The organism is Alteromonas sp. 14N.309.X.WAT.G.H12, from assembly GCF_036697315.1.
GTDB lineage: Bacteria > Pseudomonadota > Gammaproteobacteria > Enterobacterales > Alteromonadaceae > Alteromonas.
This window is the reverse complement of the sequence record NZ_JBAHZB010000003.1, coordinates 89,245-110,994: the sequence shown is the minus strand read 5'-3', so window position 1 is coordinate 110,994 and position 21,750 is coordinate 89,245. Positions and strand designations below refer to the sequence as shown.

General features: G+C 45.7%; 17 protein-coding genes. 5 read left to right on the top strand and 12 right to left on the bottom strand.

Features of this window, described 5'->3' with window-relative positions; translation table 11 throughout:
* Positions 1-2: 2 nt before the first annotated feature.
* From V5298_RS02950 to V5298_RS02925, 6 genes are all read right to left on the bottom strand, one after another.
* On the bottom strand, positions 3-1,304 hold the full coding sequence (locus V5298_RS02950) for a hypothetical protein (protein WP_332929974.1): 1,302 nt from the start codon (positions 1,302-1,304) through the stop codon (positions 3-5).
* Between the two features lies 1 nt (position 1,305).
* The gene (locus V5298_RS02945; RefSeq protein ID WP_416351138.1) at positions 1,306-2,106 is read right to left on the bottom strand and encodes an outer membrane lipoprotein-sorting protein; all 801 of its coding nucleotides are present in this window, start codon (positions 2,104-2,106) and stop codon (positions 1,306-1,308) included.
* An 11-nt stretch (positions 2,107-2,117) separates the two neighbouring features.
* Positions 2,118-4,676, bottom strand: coding sequence for an efflux RND transporter permease subunit (locus V5298_RS02940; RefSeq protein ID WP_332929973.1), 2,559 nt, complete (start codon positions 4,674-4,676; stop codon positions 2,118-2,120).
* Between the two features lie 180 nt (positions 4,677-4,856).
* Complete coding sequence (locus V5298_RS02935; RefSeq protein ID WP_332929972.1) at positions 4,857-5,603, bottom strand: RIO1 family regulatory kinase/ATPase; 747 nt, start codon at positions 5,601-5,603, stop codon at positions 4,857-4,859.
* Positions 5,604-5,704: 101 nt separating this feature from the next.
* A complete protein-coding gene (locus V5298_RS02930) occupies positions 5,705-6,145 on the bottom strand; it encodes a MarR family winged helix-turn-helix transcriptional regulator (protein ID WP_332929971.1) in 441 nt (146 codons plus the stop codon).
* Between the two features lie 557 nt (positions 6,146-6,702).
* Positions 6,703-7,197, bottom strand: a complete 495-nt coding sequence (locus V5298_RS02925; protein ID WP_332929970.1) for a hypothetical protein — start codon at positions 7,195-7,197, stop codon at positions 6,703-6,705.
* Positions 7,198-7,564: 367 nt separating this feature from the next.
* Between V5298_RS02925 and V5298_RS02920 the strand changes: the two genes are divergently transcribed.
* Entirely contained in the window at positions 7,565-8,353 is a 789-nt protein-coding gene (locus tag V5298_RS02920; RefSeq protein ID WP_332929969.1) for a siderophore-interacting protein, read from the top strand.
* A gap of 19 nt (positions 8,354-8,372) precedes the next feature.
* Here the strand turns inward: V5298_RS02920 and V5298_RS02915 are convergent, their stop codons facing one another.
* The 3 genes from V5298_RS02915 to V5298_RS02905 form a co-directional block, all read right to left on the bottom strand.
* Positions 8,373-8,834 (bottom strand): hypothetical protein, encoded by a 462-nt coding sequence (locus V5298_RS02915; RefSeq protein WP_332929968.1) that lies wholly within the window; start codon positions 8,832-8,834, stop codon positions 8,373-8,375.
* A gap of 164 nt (positions 8,835-8,998) precedes the next feature.
* Positions 8,999-9,559, bottom strand: coding sequence for a CBS domain-containing protein (locus V5298_RS02910; RefSeq protein WP_332929967.1), 561 nt, complete (start codon positions 9,557-9,559; stop codon positions 8,999-9,001).
* Positions 9,560-9,619: 60 nt separating this feature from the next.
* Positions 9,620-9,919: a hypothetical protein gene (locus V5298_RS02905; protein WP_332929966.1), complete on the bottom strand. Its 300-nt coding sequence runs from the start codon at positions 9,917-9,919 to the stop codon at positions 9,620-9,622.
* Between the two features lie 251 nt (positions 9,920-10,170).
* On the opposite strand from V5298_RS02905, the gene V5298_RS02900 reads away from it, so the two are divergent.
* The 4 genes from V5298_RS02900 to arfB all read left to right on the top strand — a co-directional run bounded on the left by V5298_RS02900 (position 10,171) and on the right by arfB (position 15,887).
* Positions 10,171-12,531, top strand: coding sequence for a TonB-dependent receptor (locus V5298_RS02900; protein WP_332929965.1), 2,361 nt, complete (start codon positions 10,171-10,173; stop codon positions 12,529-12,531).
* A 395-nt stretch (positions 12,532-12,926) separates the two neighbouring features.
* Entirely contained in the window at positions 12,927-14,438 is a 1,512-nt protein-coding gene (locus V5298_RS02895; RefSeq protein ID WP_332929964.1) for an acetyl-CoA hydrolase/transferase family protein, read from the top strand.
* A 116-nt stretch (positions 14,439-14,554) separates the two neighbouring features.
* Positions 14,555-15,469, top strand: a complete 915-nt coding sequence (locus V5298_RS02890; RefSeq protein ID WP_332929963.1) for a DUF2608 domain-containing protein — start codon at positions 14,555-14,557, stop codon at positions 15,467-15,469.
* Between the two features lies 1 nt (position 15,470).
* Positions 15,471-15,887 carry an alternative ribosome rescue aminoacyl-tRNA hydrolase ArfB gene (gene arfB, locus V5298_RS02885; RefSeq protein WP_332929962.1) on the top strand — a complete coding sequence of 139 codons (417 nt, stop codon included), beginning with the start codon at positions 15,471-15,473 and terminating at the stop codon, positions 15,885-15,887.
* Here arfB and V5298_RS02880 read toward each other — a convergent pair.
* From V5298_RS02880 to V5298_RS02870, 3 genes are all read right to left on the bottom strand, one after another.
* Positions 15,884-16,939, bottom strand: a complete 1,056-nt coding sequence (locus V5298_RS02880) for a LacI family DNA-binding transcriptional regulator (protein WP_332929961.1) — start codon at positions 16,937-16,939, stop codon at positions 15,884-15,886. The genes arfB and V5298_RS02880 overlap by 4 nt on opposite strands.
* A gap of 58 nt (positions 16,940-16,997) precedes the next feature.
* Entirely contained in the window at positions 16,998-18,119 is a 1,122-nt protein-coding gene (locus V5298_RS02875) for a polysaccharide lyase family 7 protein (RefSeq protein WP_332929960.1), read from the bottom strand.
* A 132-nt stretch (positions 18,120-18,251) separates the two neighbouring features.
* Complete coding sequence (locus V5298_RS02870; RefSeq protein WP_416351137.1) at positions 18,252-21,188, bottom strand: TonB-dependent receptor; 2,937 nt, start codon at positions 21,186-21,188, stop codon at positions 18,252-18,254.
* Between the last annotated feature and the right edge of the window lie 562 nt (positions 21,189-21,750).

Sequence of the window (21,750 nt, the reverse complement as noted above, 5' to 3'; positions counted from 1 at the left end):
GATTACTCCTCAAAGAAATAACGAAAGGCGAGATGAAGGTTACTACCGTCTTTAAATTGACTATAAAAGGTGTAAGTTTCATCACCGTAAAACCCATTTACACCGGCGCTTATCTGCCAGCGATCTGTGGGTGAATAGGTTCCCCGCAAACGCAAATAGCCATCGTTGTCGGTGGGTGAATAGAAGTTAAAAAGCTGTAGGGTCAAGGTTTGCTGCAATGCCAAATACCTAAGTTCTGTTGTCACCACATGGCGACGCTCTTCATCTTCATATTGGGGCCAAAGGCTATTGGCAATAAGGGCTTCATAGTCGTGATTAAATTCGGTATACCATTGCACGCTACCGGTTAAATTACTGATAAGCTCTTGTTCGTATCCCACCAGAAAACGACTTTGATCGTTGGGAACAAAGGGATCAGCGCCCGTGGTGTCGTCACCGTCATAAAAGGCATATTCCAGCTTTCCAATCCCTGACCCCATGGCCCGGACTGCACTGAACCCCGTCACCGTAAGGTCGCTATAACGCGGGTTACCTAACGCATCCGCCGCTTCTGGCAATTTTGTGTGCCCTTTGTACCCGTATAGCGCTAATTCTGTGCCCGCCAAAGTGCCGTAGATCCGTATTGCGTATTCCGGATCGGCGGGGATATTGCTGTCTAAGACACTAAATTCATCGGCGATTAAGGTGCCCGTCATAGGACTAAAATAGGAAAAATATTCGCCATTAATGCTATTATCTGGCTCAAACTCCGGCGTGATCACCACATCAAAATTAGCAAACTCAAAATAGCCACTGAGTTTTACCGATAACGACGGCGCTTTGAGGTAGTCGTCATCCCGTCCGGCGAAAAAAGACTGGTAATCTTTGGGGAACAAATCATTTAAAAAGAGATAATCACCGGTGCCCCAGGTAAGTACTTGCTGACCAGCCTTGATATCAAAATGGCTTCCCGCAGCACCTAAAAAGCCCAGATTTCCCTGCCAGTACCATTCCCGAATCTGGCTTTCCAAACTCTCTTTTACGCCATCATAGTAAAGATCACCGCGAAAACTGAGCTTCGACGACGACAGAACATAATCACCTTGAAGCTGTAAGCGGGCATCTTGTAACGTGGTGTTTTGGCCAATGACATCATCACTTTTTAAACGACGCCCTAACGCCAGCTCGGTAAATCCGGCCCAGCTAAAAGGGGATGTTTCTTGCGCTTCCCAATCGTCCATATCAGCCCAGGGATCGTCACTGGTTTGCCCATGCGCCGATAAACATAGCCCCAACAGGACACTGGCCGCGATAGACTTGAACATATTATTTCAGCCACTGAACCGGCGGAGTACGTAAGCTTCGCTCGGAAAATACGCCATCATCCAGCCCCAGGTTGTAATCCATGTTTCTAAATTCCATCAGGGTATACCCCCCGCTGTTTAAATCCGTCACTTTTGACCGCGTCACCGTGGGATAGCCTTCAATGGTTGCCACACTTACCGCTTCTACGCGGCGATAATTAGTGCCGTCTTGCTTAAAGAAATTAATAACAACCGGCAGTTTATTTTGCTTGTCAATTTCCACCAAATAATAAGCAAACTCCACAGAATCGGGATCCTTGGGTTCCGCTTTCAGTATGAAACGGGTATCGGTTTGATTTTCAAGTGTAAACCTATCTTCGCTAACGGCACGTCCTGATACATCTTCATAGAAAAAGTGCGAACCCACAAAAGACGTTCGCTTATCACCAGCTGAAATCCGTTTAACCAGATCTAACGCGGGTAAGTACAACCAGCGATCATCATCGATATTCACATCGGCGTGTTTTTCTACGCGAAATACCGTATCTCGCACATCCGCAGGGCGTGAGAAAAACACCATCATTTTCTGATCACCGTTATCTTCCACGTCTTTGCGTAAAATGGTGAACTGACGCATTTGCTTTCGTCCTTGTCCGTCCACGATGATCATGCGCGCATTCGAACGCCCATCGTCTCCGGCGTAGTAGGCCGCTTTTTCTGATGCGAGAATAAGGGCATCAACATCGATGTCTTGCGCCACCGTGGACGCTGACAAAAACGCACAAAAACCAAGCATTACACTGTAAAACGATTTTATACCCATTTTATTTTCCTCTATTTCGTCACGTCTTGGGGACGAAAAACAAAGCGACGCAACAAGCTCAACACCGAGGGTAAAACCAATAAGGTGACCAAAGCCGAAATCGCCATAATACTGGCGAGAAATACGCCAACGGTGATATAGGGCACCAAGGGTGCAAACAACAGTGGTGTAAAGCCTAAAGCAATAACTAAAGCGTTACGGGTGATGGCTGTCGCTGGCTCTTCAAACATGGCGTTAAACGTAGCTGAAACACTGCCCGTTTCACGAAACAATGCCCTGGCCCGTTCAAGAAAATGAATTGCAAAGTCAACGGACAACCCCAGCGTAAGCGCGGATAACACGGCAATCGGCATATCATAGTCTTTGCCGATAATACCGATTAAGCCATAAATAAACGTAATGGTAATGGTTAAAGGTAGCATGGCTAGCAGCCCAAAAATAAAGGAGCGGAACAACAGCACCATCATCACAAAGACCATAATAAAGGCTCCGATCAAGCTATCGATCATGCCAGCCACCATATTTTCCTGCCACACCACATTCAAATAGGCTTTTCCGGCCCAATGATAAGTTACGCCTTCGGGCATCGGATGACGGGCAACATACTCTGCTACCTGTTGGGTAAGCGCCGTCATATCCTGATTATCACCACTGGTTAATTGTAGCCAAAGCAAGGTTTGCCGGTAATCCGGTGTCACAAAGTGCCACAAATCGTTAGGACGATGGGAAGATTGATATTGCAGTAAGGCTTGGGCGACGCCTTGGGAGCTTTTAGGCAACACATAGTCTTTATCCTCGCCACTACGCAGCTCCCGATTGACCACTTTAACCACATCAGCCAGGGTATTGGTTTTCCCGACCAAACCACTTTGGGCTAAACTATGTTGAAGATCGGCAATGTAGGCCAGCTTCTCAGGTGACTGGAACGTTTTACTTTTTGAAACAAGGGTTTCCACCTTATCCATTAAGGTTTCTAAATAATCCATGGCCGCATCAGATTGCACCTCAAACATGGCATCATCGATGGCCGTAATAAGACTTTCCAGCGCGACCGTACCCGTTTCGTTAGAGAGTCTATCAAGCACCTGCTGCTGCCAGTCAATGAGTGACTCAGGCACATCATCTTGGCCGATAAGATCCCTAACCGTTGGCACAGTGCGAGTATCTTCCATCACCAAATAAGCGTTGTAAGTACCGGCGAAGTTCTCATTTAATACTTTATCAGCCACTCGGATTTCATGATCGGCTTTAAACCAGCGAACCGGATTATCATTGATTTGAATTTGCGTAATACCCCAAATCGACACGCAAAATAGGGCAGCAAAGACAAACAGCCAACCTCGACGCCAAGACAAGGCAAGTTTGCCAATTGAACGGGCTAGCGCCGCCACTTTACTGTTTTTTTCACCCTCACCGTGCATGGCCTGCTGGAGTTTTTCAAGACTCCCATCACTCATCCTCGATACATATGCGGGAACAAAAATAAGCGTTACCATAAAGGCAAATAAGATACCAAAGCCCACAAAGGCCCCGAAGATTTGTACTGGCGGGATGGGGGTCAGCATTAAAGAAAAGAACCCCACCGCTGAGGTGATGGATGTGAACAGCATTGGCGTGAACAGGTGTTTTACCACCTGGCTTATCACTTCGCTGGCATTGGCTTTGGGTTTATAACGGTCGGAAAACTCAGAAAGAATATGGACTGAATCCACCACCGCAATGGGCATCAGAAAAATAGCAATCATGGAAGACATGATGTGCACGGTATACCCCATACCAATCATGATCCCCATGGTCACAATGACCGTGGCCATAGCCACAATCATGGGCGCAATAATGAGTCGGAAATTACCAAAGAATAAAAACATCAGCACAAAAATCATAAGCCCTGCCAGGGGTGCTGAGATCCCCATTTGCACAAACATTTCAACGCCAAACTGATCTTCTGCTACGGGTAATCCGGTGATATACCAATGTTCCGAGGAACCTAATGCGTTAATCTCTGCGCGAATAGCTTCTGCAATTCGGTAACTTTCGTTTTTGTCTGCAATGGGCACATAAATGGCCGCAGCCTGACCCGTTTGAGCCACCAAGGTGTCATACAACAACGGTAATCTGGCGATTGCCTGTTCAATTTTCTGCGCGTCTACTTCAGTTTGTGGCGGATTACGCATCATCCATTCAAAGCGGATGGTACCGGGCCCTTCCTGGGATATGTTATCCACCGTGGACAGCGACATTAAATCAGCGTCAAGCACACCATCTAACTGCAAAATAGAATCCGTGAGCTGACTAATCTGGGTTAGAATTTGCGGCGTGTAGATGCCATTTTCTGTGTTGTCCGTTACCACGCCAACCACAATGGCGTCATGCATGGCAAACGTTTTTTTCGTTTGATTGTGGAAAATGCGGGCAGGGGAATCTGCCGCCAACATATTCTCTGGGTCCGTATCAATATGTAAACCCGGAATCATGGCCCCCGCCCCAAGGGTAATGAGCAATAATATGCCATATACCCATTTGGGATGATGGGTACTTGCAGCGATAACATAGGACACAAGGTTGTTCATGTGCAATCGTCCAGAATGAATCTGACAACGATTATATAACAAAAAACTAATATATCAAGTTAAAGAAATCCCCTTGCTAAGACGTTTAAGCCCTCGTTAACAATACGACAAGGTTTCCCGTGCCCTTAACATGAAAATGTCACCCACCGGCTAGAGGCGACTCCCTTCTAAAGCCTAGCGTTAGAATTTATCGATGAGGTTACGAATAATATCAAGACTGAAGAACTGGGCAGCAACTGCATGCAAACGCATTTGTAAGCGGGCCACAGGATAGCCTCTAAATACCCAGAATTTGCGCTTTTTATTGTATTTTTCATATAGTCTGGCCTTGGTTGCGGGTAAATCAGTTTCCCCCATTTGTTGCCAAGCCTTATAGGCCCCAGTCACATCGGCACCACGCATAAAGCGCTGAATGGCTTTTGGAAAATGACGCAAACGGACCGCCGACTGATAATCGATAATATGAGGTTTGCCTTCTTTAGTGCAAAGTACATTGCCAAAGTTACGCAAATCCAGATGGCTTAGGCCAGTACGGTGCATTGCAGCGATCATACGCTCCATCTCACAGAAAAACCTAGCCGGTAACTTTCCTTCACGGTATCGAATAGCCCGAAGCGACTCCCCTTCCACATAAGGATAAGCAAAAGCCACCTCGTTTAAACGGTAGCATTGGACATCAAAGTAGGCGCTATTGGATAACATGGATAAGGCTCTGACTTCCCGGTTGACGAAACTCTTTGCAAGGGTGTGACGCAACCACCAAGGACAATGGCTAAAGTCCTTGATAATAAAATCCCCGTGATTTGCTTTCGCCAGATAGACCTTGGCATTCGCCCAACGTCCGGCATGTAACAATTTAACGCGGCTCACTTTACACTGTGATTGCATCGCATCAGATAACCACTTTTCCGCTTGTGTATTATTCATCACTTTCCCCCGTCGAATAACAAGGGGCGCATTGTGAAACCACAACGTTGCCTAGGCAACTAAATGGCGAGAATTGGTCAAAAAAGTAAGACGAGTGGCAGTTACAGTGACTTTATTGCTATGGATAATACCTGTTGCAGCAAATCTCGATCTTGCGGTTCGATGGACGCTAAACAGCAATCAAATACCTGGGTTACGCATTTTTGCGCCTGAGTAAATTGGCTTATGCCCTGGGCAGTTAACGCCACCACAAAGGAGCGTCCATCAGGTTGTGATGCTCGATATATCAATGACTTACATTCAAGACGCTTGAGCATTCTACTCATTGCACCTTTATCATAGGCCAAGGACTCGCAAAGCTGAGCCGGGGTAGCAGACTGTAATTCCACCAAGTTGATCAACACACCATACTGCGCCGCGGTCACCCCGCACGCTTCCAGTGTGGAATCTAACTTGGCCACAAGGGCATTACGCAGTTGAAAAACTGACCGACAAATATTGGTCGTCTGGGTTTCTAAATAACATACTGGCTCAGAGCCCAAAGCAATACTCCTGATGCGTGGGTGAATAGAAAAATGCTAATTGACAGCAAAGTGTGTATGAAAATATAGACACTTATTGTGTAAATAATTCCCTTAATTTTTCTCTCATTCTCACTAAATATAAAAAATAAAACAAAATAACTTTATTTTCAATAACTTAAAAAATCATTACTGGGGTTAAACGTATTGGCACATATATCGCTATACACTGCATAGATGTAGGCAAAGCCGCTTTCACGGTGGTGGAAGGTTTCAAACACCCAACCGGTACCCCATAGGCAAATATTTCTGGGCAAAATGGGATTGCAGCCGATAACGCTTTTACGGTAATGCTGAGTGTTTTAATTTCAGCTTTAACGTGCATGGATGTGGAGAGATGGGAAATCATCGACTACATTCATATCAAGGACACTGATTAACGTCACTGACGTTGAAAGTGAACTGTCCTAACGGGCAGTTATCTCCCCTAGGCCATTCAGGCCTATTTTATACCTCTGATTTTCTCCCGCTGAAAGGCGGGAGTTTTTTTATGGATCACCAAAATACTGGCCTGCGAGCTACACAGACTTTTTATAGGTGACACTGATATTCCAGTGCTTTGAAAGTGGCCGTATTAACGTGTTTTCTGACAAATCCTGCTGTTGGGGCAGTTCAATAAATTCGTCAATAGAGGCACTATCAACCTGTTCTATCCCATCAATTTGATTTTGCAAAGGATCATTGTAACGGTAGCTTATCAACGTACGTGTGTTGCCGTCTTCGTCATTCCAAACCGGCATTTTCAGTGTGCAGCGGCCATCCACAGTACGATATTTAATGCCTTCGATATCCACGGTATCAGCAAGGGCGATAATTGCCTTTTCATTCTCAGAGCCACCAATACGATAAGTCTGCTTTTCTTGTGCATTGCCAACCCAGCACGCCAACGTAGCCAGCATGGTAAAGGTGGAGCGATTGTTTCGAAATTGAGACGCTAACTCATTGGAAGACGGACGGGGAGAACACCCGCTTAACGCCACAATAAGTACTGTCAATAAGGTGATTCTCGTCACTGATCATCGTCCTGCTGGCATATCATGAATAAAATTGTGCCAAACCCAGTTACGATTTCCAACCCCACAAACATTAAGTCTGCCTTTCTCTTCATTAAAAAACCCAAAAGGTATAGAACCCGCCACCTAAATATAAATCCCCATATCGCTATTTTCGAACCTGGCAACTACACTCTCAATAACAGCTTCATTACTTCCTATGATGCTGTGTTGTTGCGATTTCCTAAATGTTTTTGCCGGAACCTTGATTCCGGCTTTTTTATTCGATAAATACGGCCACAATGGGATTAATTGTTCTGAAAACTGACATTTAATTAGCAATCATTCTCATTTAAGATTGCAGCTATCGTAATTTGTTAGGATATGTATGAAAAAGCAAGCCCCACCCCGCCCTGTGTGCCTGAGGGTAGAAAAGAATAGTGAATTAACCCCAAATATGCGCCGTATCGTGTTAACAGGGGAAGCACTCCTTGATTATCCTGAAATCACCACCTCAGCCTATGTAAAACTACTTTTCGATTTGCAAGGTCAGCCCTTAAGTGCACCGCCAACGTCAAAAGATGACGTATTAATGCGTACTTACACCATTCGTGCTCTGGACAGGCAAAATAAAACCATGTCAATTGATATGGCCTTGCATGGCAATGGCAGTGAGGATGGTCCGGCCTCACATTGGGCTAAACATGCACAACCAGGTGAACAAATACTCATTGCCGGCCCCGGAAAAACCAAACCACTTAGTGAAAATTACGATTGGGTATTATTTGCCGGCGATATGACCTCTCTGCCCGCGATTTCTGCCTATTTGGAGCGATTACCCAAACACACTCCAGGTTATGCAGTAATAAAAATTACCAGTGAAGATGATAAGCAAGCACTCACAAAGCCGGAGAATGTGGCGCTTGTATGGGTTGTGGGCGATGAGGAAGAACTGGCAGACACGGTGGCTCAACTGCCATGGCCAGAAGGCACTCCCGCAATCTGGGCCGCCTGTGAGTTTGCCGCCATGCGAGGGTTAAGAACCCTGTTTAGAGAACAGCGGCAGGTTGCTCATTCACAAATTTATATCAGTAGTTACTGGCGACAAGGCCGCTCTGAGGACCAACACAAGATAGATAAGCGTAAAGATGCCGAAGCCTTCGCGGCGGACAAATAGCACCGGATTTTCTATTAGTTTATAGGTTGGCGGACAGCGATGTATCAGACAGACGGTTTTTGAACGTACTTTCCGTATCAGAATCGACATGATGACCATGGCGCGTCAACCACGCTAACCCTTGTTCATAATCATCAAAAAAGCCATAGGCAAATTCAAAGTGCCCATAAAGGTTTTCAAGCTGCATGCGGGATGTAACACCGACGTTTGATTTCCCCGTGACAATGGCCACACGTTCTAGCCCTTCACTTCTTGCCCAACGAATTTTCTCAAGTAAAGTCCGTTCTGCATCGGGGATCAATAAACTCTCACCACGCAGTACGATAAGATCAGCCCAATGCTTGTCTTTCAGTGCCTTAAGGGCTAACGCATACCCCTTCGAAAATTGTTCAGCGCATTCGGTATTCCAAGGGCCAAATGCTTGAATCAACATCACATTGCCCGAAAGGGTAACGATAAATTCTCCGTGAACCTTATTCATAGCGAACAACAATACCATTGCCATTAATACAGATAAGTATAGTTGATGTTTTTTAACTCGCGTAGGTGCTTGAGTCTAGCGGTCAGAGAAGGGAAGTAGAGGGCCATAAGAAGACGGAGCCAGACCATTGTAATGTGAGTCTGGCTCCAGGCATTATCGGCTTACTATGCAGCGATTACGTTAGATAACGCAGCGAATGATGGTTGCGCTTGTATATCCAGAGGCAAGCGCAATTCGCGAGCTATATCACTAACACTGATGATACCGCGGATCACTTGTTCTTTGCGATCCACCACCAGGCAGTGTTGCTGGCCATTGTCTTTCAAGGTTTCAACAATATCTCCCACCGTTGACGTCATGATATGCTCGTAATCGAAAGACTGAATTGTCGATTTAGGGCGCATAAAATCAGCGACGGTTAGCTCTTCTCTGCTCATACCCTGCGCCACTTTTTGCATCATTGCCTGCTCAGTGATGTCGTGCAGTGTAATGATGCCAGCAAACTCATCCTTGTTATCCAATACGATTTTCATTTTCACGTGGGATTGCTTCATCAATCGCTCTAATTCCAGCGCTTTTACGTTACAACCAATGACCAGGGGAAGGTGCTCTTTAAAATCAGTGAACACCGCCGTTGCAGGCGATTGCAAAGTGAGTTTTAAAGGCACTTCAGGCCAAACGAGCTTTTCAACATTTTCAGTTTTAAATAAAGGTAAAGCGTGCATAAGGACTATCCTCAACAAATTTATAGACATGGGAAGGCACTGTGGCCTTAATAATTTTGTTTAGGAAAATACGGGCGGGGCTCGAATGGCATTGGCACTATGGGTGATAGAAATTGGCGAAGTGGATGTGTCGAAAAACGCAGCCACCAGAATACTAGGAGCAATGGAGAAGCTACTTGAAATAAACTTATCGCCACCGTCTTTTTCATTATCCGGTTCCACCTTGTCTGTTTGTTCAGCAACAAATACATCGGCGGTAATAACAGCGATTTCAGACTTTACTTCAGTTGTCGCAACCCGACCGTCCCCATTGAATGGAAACAGCATATACAGCAGGATCGCAATTAACCAGTAGCCCATAATATTCTCCAACAGGTAAAAACAAATTTTTTACCCTATAGCTAACCATACGACCGTTCCAGTAAAAGGAAAGCCCCTTTTAACTATAGAATTGCAGCATTCGTCGAGATAACGTCAATTAAGCCGTCTATACCCCTAAAAAAGTAAAGTGTATTAGTTCTAAAGTAGTACATCACTACCGACCATAAGTTAATGTTTTGTAAATAGGGGCTGTTTTAAGCTCTGAGACACATAACAATGGAAGTCTCCTTATGAGCACGCTCACTAGTCAAAAACGCGCCCTCGCACTCGCCATAAGCGCTATTATTCCCTCGGTACATGCCGCAGAGATTAACTGGGAGGACGAAGAGCATATCGCTATCTATGGCTATACTCCTTTATCTGCCTATTCAGAAGATGACTCACAGGTTAACGGCATATTAACTAGGGATGATCTGTCTCTTGCAAAAGGGGCAACACTAGCAAGAATGCTAGATAGCCAGCTATTGTCGGTCTCAATTAACGATGTACAAAACAATCCGTTTCAAACGGATGTGCAATACCGTGGCTTCACCGCCTCTCCCCTTCTGGGGCTTCCCCAAGGACTTTCCGTCTACTTAAATGGTACCCGCTTTAACGAACCTTTCGGTGATACGATCAACTGGGATTTACTGCCAGCGTCGGCATTAGACAGCGCCAGTATGATAAGCGGTGCCAATCCACTATTTGGGCAAAATACCTTGGGTGGCGCTCTGTCGCTGCGCAGTAAGACGGGGTTTTCCTATGAAGATAATAAACTTACCTTACAGGGCGGCAGTTACGGCCAAAAAGGCGGTACCTTTGAAAGCGGAGGCAATAATGGTGAATGGGGATATTACATTAACGCCAGTATTTACGAAGAAGATGGATGGCGGGATTACTCTCCTTCCCAAGTAAAACAATTGTTTGGTACTGTAACGCGAAAAACCACCCACAGTGAAACCCTAGTGACGTTGGCGTTGGCCGACAACGATCTTATTGGTAACGGTGCCATCCCCGTTGATCTCATTGCCCACGAAGGGCGTGATGCCATTTATACCCGCCCGGATCAAACACTGACGAATCTTACCTTTGTCAGCCTCAATCACCACTACGATGTTTCTGATTCTGTTGCCCTTGCCGTCAACGCCTATTATCGGCAAAACGATATCGATACCTACAATGGCGATGACAGTGATTACAAAGCCTGTGATGTGGGCTTCGGTGAAACGCTATGCGAAGAAGGGGAGGATGACGACGATGAGGATAAGGATGATGAGGAGGAGGATGACGGTACGCCTGTGCAGTTTACCGGCTACCTGCCTGACACGCCCATAAGCGATATTATCAGCACAGATCCCGAGGAACTTGACGGCACGGCCAATACAAGCTCTACAGAGAATCAGGGATATGGAGTGAGCTTTGAACTCAGTGGCGTAAATGACGGTAACTTGACCCATCACTGGGTATTCGGTGGTGGTTTAGATAAAGCGGAGATTGATTTTCGCAGCCGCACAGAATTTGCCATTCTCGCCAACGATACCGCAGAAGATACTCGAGGAGTAACGGGTGTTGGCGTTTATGATGCCGACTCAGAAGTTTTCCTTAAAACCGATGTGACTCACTATCACCTCCTTTTTAGTGATACGTTAACCCTATCCCCCCAATGGCAACTTTGGGTTGCAGCACGCTACAATCACTCAGAAATTGAAATGCGGGATCAAATCGACGAAGGCGAAGGCTCACTCAACGGCGATCATAGTTATAGCCGCTTGAACCCTTCTGTGGGGCTTCAATATCTGCAAGAAAATGGCATGATCACATTAAGTTATAGCCAGTCTTCCCGCACACCTAGCCCCGCTGAACTATCTTGTGCCGATGAAGATGATCCATGCAAATTACCCAATGGATTTGTGGCCGATCCCCCCCTCGACCAAGTTATCACCGATACATTAGAGCTCCGCTACCAATGGCAAAAAGACAATACTGAATTTGCTGCAGCGGTTTACCATAGCGATTCCGATGACGATATTATCTTCCAACAAGCCGGCGATCGTGCCTCTGTGGGTTACTTTGTCAATATTGATAAAACCCGGCGACAGGGAGCAGAAATCTCTGCCAGACAACACTACGACAGCCTCTCGGTTGGTGCATCGGCCAGTTATTTAAAAGCCACCTATGAATCTGAATTTACGTCTTTTAGTCCACAAAACCCACTCGGTCCCAACAGACAAGTGGAAGCCGGTGATACCATCCCCGGCCAACCGGCGTTTCAGGCCGGCTTAGATCTAGATTGGCAAGCAATGGACACACTGGTTATCAGTGCAACCATCGACTACACCGGCGGCCAATATTTTAGAGGCGATGAAGCCAACGAAAACCGTAAGCTAGGGGGCTATACCCTGCTTGATATTTCAGCCTCATGGCAGGTTTCTCAAGCTTTAGAGCTCGGTTTACGGATTGATAATGTGTTGGACAAAGACTACGACACCTTTGGTACCTATGGTGAAGCCGATGAAGTGCTAGAAGATATTTATGACGATATCGAATCAACGGAATTTGTCGGTGTAGGTCAACCCCGCACCTTTACCGCCTATGCCAGCTGGCTTTTTTAACCCGTGATAGCAAGGTCAGGTGGTGTGAATTCGAGCACCTGGCCTACCCCGCCCATTGGCCCACTTTCCAGCCCGCCGCGGTCACATCGACCTATACATGATGGAAATTACGAACATAAATATATAATATAGAGGCTATAAAACAATATCTTAATAAGATATTTTTACATTCTAAAAACACAACAAACCAGATTAATAAACACTGATTACATTATAAAAACAAAATGGGGATTTCATACAACTTAGGTCTTATACTTAAGTTGTAGCATTCAGGTAAAGTAAATACTCTTTTCTATTTGCAGCTTGTTAACAAACGCCGAGGTCGGCGGTATACCAATAACATTCATTCGTCTTGATCGAATAGCAAGTTGCACAAGCTTATTATTGGAGTTTTCATGTTTTCTCAAAGCAGAATTCTGTGCCCACAACTACGTAAAAAAATCATGTCAGCGGATCAGGCTGCGCAATTTATAGAAAACGGCGATACCGTGGGTATGAGTGGCTTTACTGGTGCGGGGCATCCCAAAGCATTGCCCGCTGCATTAGTAGAAAAAGCAAAATCCCACCATTTAGAAGGTAAACCCTTTCGCATTGATTTATGGACAGGCGCCTCAACGGCCCCCGAACTGGATGGCTTGTTAGCCGAAGTCGAAGGCATAAACCGCCGACTACCTTATCAGTCAGATCCCATATGCCGTAAACAAATCAACGAAGGCCATATGCATTATGTGGACATTCATTTATCCGAAGTCTCCCAATATGCATGGTCAGGATTTCTCGGTAAGTTAAATACCGCGGTTATTGAAGTTGCAGGAATACACGAAGACGGACGCATAATTCCGTCATCCTCTATCGGTAACAATAAAACCTGGGTTGAGCAGGCCGACAAAGTCATTCTTGAAGTGAACAATAAGCAGAGCATCAAGCTCGAAGGCATGCATGATATATACTATGGCACCGCCTTGCCGCCCAATCGGAAACCTATTTTACTTTCCAAACCCTCTGATCGCATTGGTGAGCAATACTTTAAAATTCCGCCAGAGAAAGTCGTTGCCGTTATTGAAACCTCATCGCCTGATCGTAACAGTCCGTTTTCGCCGGCCGATGACATCTCCAATCAAATTGCCGAGCATATCCTCGATTTCTTTGATCATGAAGTCAAACAAGGGCGATTACCCGCTTCCCTTTTGCCTATTCAGTCTGGCGTGGGTAACATTCCCAATGCGGTGCTTGACGGCTTAGACAAAGGCCCTTACAAAGACCTCACCGCCTATACCGAAGTGATCCAAGACGGCATGCTTAATATGCTGAAAAGCGGCACCTTGTCTATTGCTTCAGCTACCGCGTTCTCCCTTAGCCCCCAAGCCATGGATGAACTCAATGAGAATATCGACTTCTATCGGGAAAAGATCATCTTGCGTCAGCAGGATATCAGTAATCACCCAGAAATCGTGCGTCGCATTGGTGTCATTGCCATGAATGGACTATTGGAAGCGGATATTTATGGCAACGTAAACTCTACCCATGTCATGGGAACGCGCATGATGAATGGTATCGGTGGTTCAGGCGACTTCACCCGTAACGGTTACCTGTCCATATTCATGACTCCATCTATTGCGAAAAACGGTGCCATTTCCGCTATTGTGCCTATGGTCTCCCACGTAGATCACACTGAACATGACGTAAAAGTCATTGTCACTGAGCAAGGCTTAGCGGATTTGCGCGGTCTGTCTCCCCGACAACGGGCTACCACGGTTATCGAAAAATGTGCCCATCCCATGTACAAAGAGAAATTGCTCGATTATTACGAGCGAGCCTGCCACAGCGGACGAGGAATGCACACACCCCATATACTCGAAGAATCGCTAAGCTGGCATCAGCGATTTGAACAAACGGGCCACATGTAACCCCAACCCCATGCGCAACATGCTTGTTGCGCATTTTTCCTTTCCAACGAATTCTTTCTTCAACTTTAGACACAACCTGATAAAGTATCAGGCTCTATTATTGTCATGGCACCTGTATGAAATATCGTCCTTTTATCATTCTGTTTAGCATACTCAGTTTAACCACTTTGTCGGCGTGTACTGTCACATCGACTGCAGACGAGCACATAAACCAGACTTCAAAGGTTACCGTTGCAGAGGTGCGGGATTTTTCAGTTATTGATAAGCAGATAACCGCCCTCAACAACCAGTATGGCGCGAAAAATGTGCTTGTGGTTTCTGATATCGACAACACCCTGCTTACCAGCACGTCAGATTTAGGTGGTGATATCTGGTATCAGTGGCAACGAGGAAAGTTACCAATAAAACCGGATGATACCCAAACGGTAGATTGTTTGTTTGAGGACACCATTGGGCTGCTCTACGAGTTAAACCCCATGGTTCCCACAGAGCCAAATTTAGATAAACGGGTGGCGGCATGGCAACAACAAGGTAACACCGTTATCGCTCTGACCTCCCGCTCACCAAGATACCGCACTGCCACAGAACGGGAATTGTATCGCAACGGTTTTGACCTATCCTTAGCGGCAATAAAGGATGCCGATACCCATGGCGACACACCTACCATTTACCGGCAAACGCTGGAAAGAGAAATGAGTTACAGCCAGGGCATAATGATGACCACCGGCATGAACAAAGGCACCATGTTGCACTGGTTGTTAACCCAAACCGGGCAAACATACCGCGCCATTGTCTTTATTGATGATTCGAAAAAGAACATTGATGATATGTATGCCGGCTGGCAGAACGATAATACAGCAGTACACATATTCTATTACACCCGTATTGAACACGAGCGCATTACCGCCAATGGCAGCGTACTCACCACGGAGCAGGCTAACAAAATGGCCAGCGACTACCAAAAACTGACCACGACCTTACAACAAGTGTTTCCAGAGCGCCCGACTCAACACTGTCTGAGCGTTAGATAATATGGCAATTATGATCACCTCATCGTTGATGATTGATGATGCCGAGGTAGAGATGACGGCCATCCGCGCCCAAGGCGCGGGCGGCCAAAATGTCAACAAAGTCAGTAGCGCCATTCATCTACGTTTTGATGTCAAAGCCTCTTCTTTGCCCGATCCCATTAAACAGCGACTCCTGTCTAAGGCAGACAGCCGACTAACCGCTGATGGCGTGTTTGTATTAAAAGCGCAAAATTTTCGCACCCAAGAGCAGAACCGGGCCGATGCACAAAACCGTTTAGTCAGCTGGATAAAGGCCGCCACCATTATGCAGAAAAAACGGCGACCAACAAAGATAGGCAAGGGCGTGAAAAAAAGGCGAGAAGCATCAAAAAAACAGCATAGCGAACGCAAACAAAGACGTCAGAAAATCGATTTTTAGCCGACACTTACCGCCGTATTTTCGCTATTATCTGGCAAATGAGGGCGAGCACAAGATTGACGTTTTACCAATGAGCAAGGCACAAGCATACGGGTATTCACCGATTTAGGGTTATTCAGTTTGTTCATTAGCATTCTGGCAGCTTCGCTGCCTATTTCATAAGGTTGTTGCTTGACGATGGTAATGGGTACCTTAAAAAACTCCGCCATCGGTATTTCTTCAAACCCTAACAGAGACACCTGTTGCGGAATGGCAATATGGGCATTTTCCAACGCTTTTAACACGTCGATGGTAATGGCAATTTGTTGGGTAAAAAACGCTGTGGGCGGATTAGCCAATTTCAGCATTTCCACCGGCGAGCTTTGTAGGCCGAGCTTCCGATTCCAATGGATGATTAAGGATTCTTGCACTGGAATATTATGCTTATTGTGGGCATCCACAAACCCCTGATATTTTTCCAGCCGGGACTTTACTGTTTCAAATTGCTGGGTCACAAAGCTGATATTGCGATGGCCAAGGCCAATTAAATACTCGGTAGCCTCAAAGGAAGCACGCTTATAATCGGCCACCACAATGCCGGTGTCACAATCATCATGTTCTAACTGAAACTGCACCACCGGCACGGTGTGATTGGATATTTCTTCGATGAGCGCGGCATTATTCCCACAAGACGCAATAATTACCCCATCCACATTCAGCTGACACAATGCGGTAAGAGCATTTTTCTCTGTTTTCGGTTCAAAGTCGGAATTATAAATAAACAAATCATAGCCATGACTTTTACAATAGTCATCCATGCCACGAATGGCTTGGCTGGTATAGTAGCTGGAGATATCCCGCACAATCACACCCAAAGTGCGGGTTTTGTTTGTTTTAAGGCTGCGGGCAATATTATTAGGAACGTAGTTTAATTCTTCTACCGCTTTTTGCAGACGCAATCGCGTATCTAACGACATAAAGTCAAAGCGCCCATTTAGAAACTGAGATGCGGTACTTTTAGAAACACCCGCTTTGGTCGCCACATCGATAAGTCTAACTTTATTCTTATTCATTCACATGTTTCTCTTATTAAAAGACGGCTCGCATCGACACCAGAATTAAAAGCCTGTGCTATTGCACAGGCACTGCTTCACCTACATTCAAATAAGAAAATGACACACTGGTATAGTTTCCATCCCGCTTATCTGTTTCCCAATCCCCTGTGCCAGGACAAGCGGGGTAACGGAAAGTGGGGGCATCTTTCGTGCTGCACTGGTTATACGCGCCCACCTTAAAGAAAAGCCAATCATTTTTATAGCCGTTAGGATCATCGAATTTATCTAGGTCTCCATTCCCATCCACGTTATTGGCCAGATTAATCTGATGTTTTACCGTGGGATGATTATCTGCGGTAAATGTAAGATACATTATATCGCCATAAACATTGACGGTGTAACTAAATGACTCCCCCAAAGCGATACCTTCATCGCCAGGATCCGACGGGTCATCCCAACCTACACCCCACACAGGGTAATCAATATCAATACGGTTAGGATCATCTTTCACCAGATTACGCTCGTAGTTCCAAAACACCGATCCCGTTTTATGATGAGGGAATTTTTTATAGTAGATTTTAAGCGGTTCGTTACCCCAACCAAACCCCGAATCATTGGTTCTTAATTCGTCCAGTTTACCGGCGTGAATTTGTCCCACCACCACCGAGTAGGCCGGTTCTTTATCTTTGTATTTGGCATTAACCGAAACATGATTCACTTTTAACGTGGCTTCCATGCGTCCGCCTAATGTGGCAAATTCTTCAGCTCGGGGGTTAGACGAAAGGGCAAAGTAATTTTTCGGGCTGTCCATATCCGCTACATTGCCGTGTTCATCCACAAACACCTGGCGCAACTCACTACGGGTATTGGTTGAGGTGGGCGACGTAAAGGCTTTGTTCGCCGCCGCAAAAACCATATTATTGTCATCATCAAGATAGAAAAAGTCATCCACCTGAAAAGTTTGCAGATCTTTATTGTTCACCCTATCAGCTTGTCCATCACCATCACTGTCCAAGGGCAGCAAAATATTCCAAGATGACAGGTCAAAGACCTCACCCGGCGCTTTTTTATGGGTTGCCGTGCTGTGATGGTCGTCGGCGTTTGCCATCGGCTCGTCGCCAGTTTCATTACATCCAGCCAGCAGGGTTGTACCGAGTAACGCCATACCGGCGGTACAGGTTAATTTAATCTTTTTCATTTGTTGTTCCAGATTATAATCGTTTTTGATAACACAGAAGAGAAGAAAAAACGGCTAGCAAAAGATATTGAAGGGAGAGGTTAACTACCATCTTATCTATAATTTTGCCATTGCTAGCCGTTGAAAAAACGCTTACCAGCGGGCTCTGACTCCCACGGTAAAGCGACGGTCAGATTCACTGTATTGCCAGATACTACCTAACTCTGTGACCTGTGTTACCGGCTCGCCAGTAAGGTTCACAGCGTTGGCCACCAAGGTGATGTGCTCGTTGTAATCATAGCTGGCAGAGAAATCAAACTGGCCACGGGCTTCACGGTAATTGTTCCCCAACGTGGGGTCATAATAGGCACTATCAGGATCGGTGCGGTTATAAACCCCTGTGGCCAATGCCCCCACAGGTCGTACCCGTTTCTCGTCCTGAGTGTCTAGGTATTTATCACGCCAGTTGTACGCCAGACGAATCTGGATCCCGTCATTTTCCCAGTACACCTGACCGTTGAAAGTATTGTTTGAGATATCCAGTAACGGGTTACCGTCAGGCTGCTCACTGTCAGCGTAGGTATAGTTCGCGCTCACCCCTAATCCAGACCACAGCCCCGGTAAGAAATTAAACTGTTGTTGGTAAGCCAATTCAACCCCGGCAACTTCACCGCTGCCACCGTTCACATCGGTATCGATAACAATACCGGTAAGGCCGGCATCTCGCTGAGCTTCAACGTACTCTAAACCTTGATCACCGCTCACATAATTGATGTTGGATTGACTCACACCGGCCTGATCCAGCAAACATACGTTCACGTATTCTGTGACATTCTGTCCTTCGACAGTATCCCCGTCCGCCATACAGTAGCTGCTTGATACCGTGAATGATTCAACATCTTTGTAGAAAATGGCCGCAGACACCATACCGCCTTCACCAAAATAATGTTCTGCTGACAGGTCATATTGGGTTACCCGATACGGGTCTAGCTGATAGGAACCCTGCGTACCTGTGACCAAGGAATTATCAATACTAACCGCAGGACTTAGTTCACTAAATTCAGGACGACGCATCACTTTTGCCGCAGCAAAACGTAACAGCGTATCATCCGTTAAAGTATATGTTGCATTGATGCTAGGCAGCAGATCCGAATACTCGTTTGTGCCACTTTGATCATAGGTATTAGAGGTTAAATCCGTTTGCACATATCGGGCACCTACCACAGCGGATATGCGGTCGAAATCTAAATGGAACTGGGTATATATGGCGCGGGTTTCTTCGCTGATTTGAGCATAAGCACCGGTGTTGCGCACCATGTTGTCATTGAGCGTACCGCTAATTTCATAGTTACTTCCTTCCAACATTTGTTTCACCCGATCAAAGGTACCGTTTATGTTGTAAGCGAGTTCCGCGCCATCGTACACATAATAGTGGGTAAGCGCGTTGCTACCGGAAATACCACTTTGCTCAAAAGAATTACTGTAGTTCACTTCTTTAAAGCCGCCATAGGCTTCATTAAAGTCATCAACCCATACGGGGGTGACCACGCCATCATAGGTAACACTGGTCTGTAAGTTTTTAAGCTCACTGCCGTTTATACGCAAATCATAACGATCAAGCTCGTAATCCCTATCTGTGGTACGTACACCGGCTTTAATTTTGCTGATAAAATCTAAGCCCGCGAAGGGTTCGCTATATTCCACATCAAAACGGATGGCGGTTTCTTCATTATCTTCATAATAGCGTTGATGGGTAAACTGACGAATGGCCATGTTGTCTGGATCTAATAATGCGTCAGGATCGGAAAATTCAATACCCGGTACCTTGTCACCCTGCTGAGTCATGGTAATCGTAAACAAGTTTTCGGTAATGGTACCGTCCTCTTCATACTGAGAGCGGGAAATGGGGCGTAAGTTAAATTCGGAATTGGTACGGCGACTTTCCGATTTTGTATAGGCCACTTCACCGGATATTTTTAATTGATCAGTTATATACCACTCGCCGCCCAAGGCATTGGACATGGTTTCGTTGGTGGTAAAGTCAGCCCAGGTTTTAGGCTGCACAAACACACTGCCGGAACCAAAATTTTGCAACTGGCCGTTGGCATCACCATAAGCATCGTCGAGTATCAAATCTGAATAATCTTTACTGTCATTGAGCACGGAATAGGCTTCCTGACCGCCATCTAAATCCGTTGTATTAATATCAAGGTAAATAAAGCCATCGGCATCTTTTGGTGCCCACTGCAATGACAGCCCTACCGCGGTACGTTCACGCTGTTCGGTTTTCTGCTCAACGGTATTTTGACTGCGCACCAGGTAGTTACCACTGGGCGTGTTGGCCTCATCACTGGTTCCATCGCCATCTAAATCCAATTCGGTGGGCGTCACCAAATTAAAGAATTGGTCCCGGCGCAAGGTACGATCCTGATATGACACCACCACCGATGCTCCAAATGTACCGGCATCCCCTAAATCCCAATTTGTACCTGCGGCACCGGTAAATATGGGCGCCCAGTTCTCGGCTTTATCGGCATATTCGCCATCTAAAGTAATAGCAACAAGAGGCTCATCTAACTCAAGGGGACGTACCGTAGTCATATTGATGGTACCGCCCAAAGCGCCTTCGATCATTTCTGGCGTCGGTGACTTAACCACTTCGACGGATTTTAAGAAACTTGATGGAAAGTCATCAAGACTAATACCGCCACGGCCGCTCCCCGAAGTGGAACGCCCATTCAGTTCCACACGGTTTTGTGAAATACCACGAATGGTGACAGACTCGCCCACACCGAAGTCACGGCTGATTGATACACCGGTGATGCGCTGCAGCGCTTCTGCAATATTGTTATCCGGCAACTTCCCGATATCTTCAGCAACAATGGCATCCACAATACGTGAATCGAAGCGCTTTAACCGTGCAGATTCAGCAATACTGTTCGCAATACCTCGGACTTCAATCACTTCTACCGGCTCTGAGGAAGCCGCCGCTTGGGCTTCCTGCGTTTCTTGGGCAAAAGACGGCAATGACATGCCAACGGTTGTGGCAGATAAAATGGCAATCGTGAGTTTAGACAATTTGTTATTCATGTTGCTTCTCCAAAAGCTGATCAGCTGGTACTTCACACGCACCGCATGTCCTTTCTTTTCATGTGAAGATGCTGCTCTCTAGTAAACCGGTCTACTAAATCGGTTTAGCTAGCCGGCAAAAAAATTCCTGGCGCCCAGGAAATTAACAATAAACTTACACTTTATAGTCATAAGATCAACACTTGGAGCAAAAAAAGTTCAATTTTTTTATAAAAATTTAATTTCAGGTGGGCTAAATAACTGAAAATAAAAAATAACTAAACCTTGATCAGAATTCGGTACAGTGATCTCATCATGGGTTGCCTTGCCCTATCTGCGCCAGCAAAAGAGAAAGGTAAATTTTTAAACCTCTCATAATATTTACAAATCAAAAATAAATCATTGATTTTTAATCAATTAACGGTTTATCAAATGTCGACTGATGTTAATAAAAAGAACCAAGCATGTATCATTTCGTTTACTTTTAGCGTTGACAATATGACTTCCTATGTTAGCTTACTGATGAACTAAAACGGTTTAGCTTGGTGATCAGCCTATGCCCTGAACACGCTTTTTGGCGATA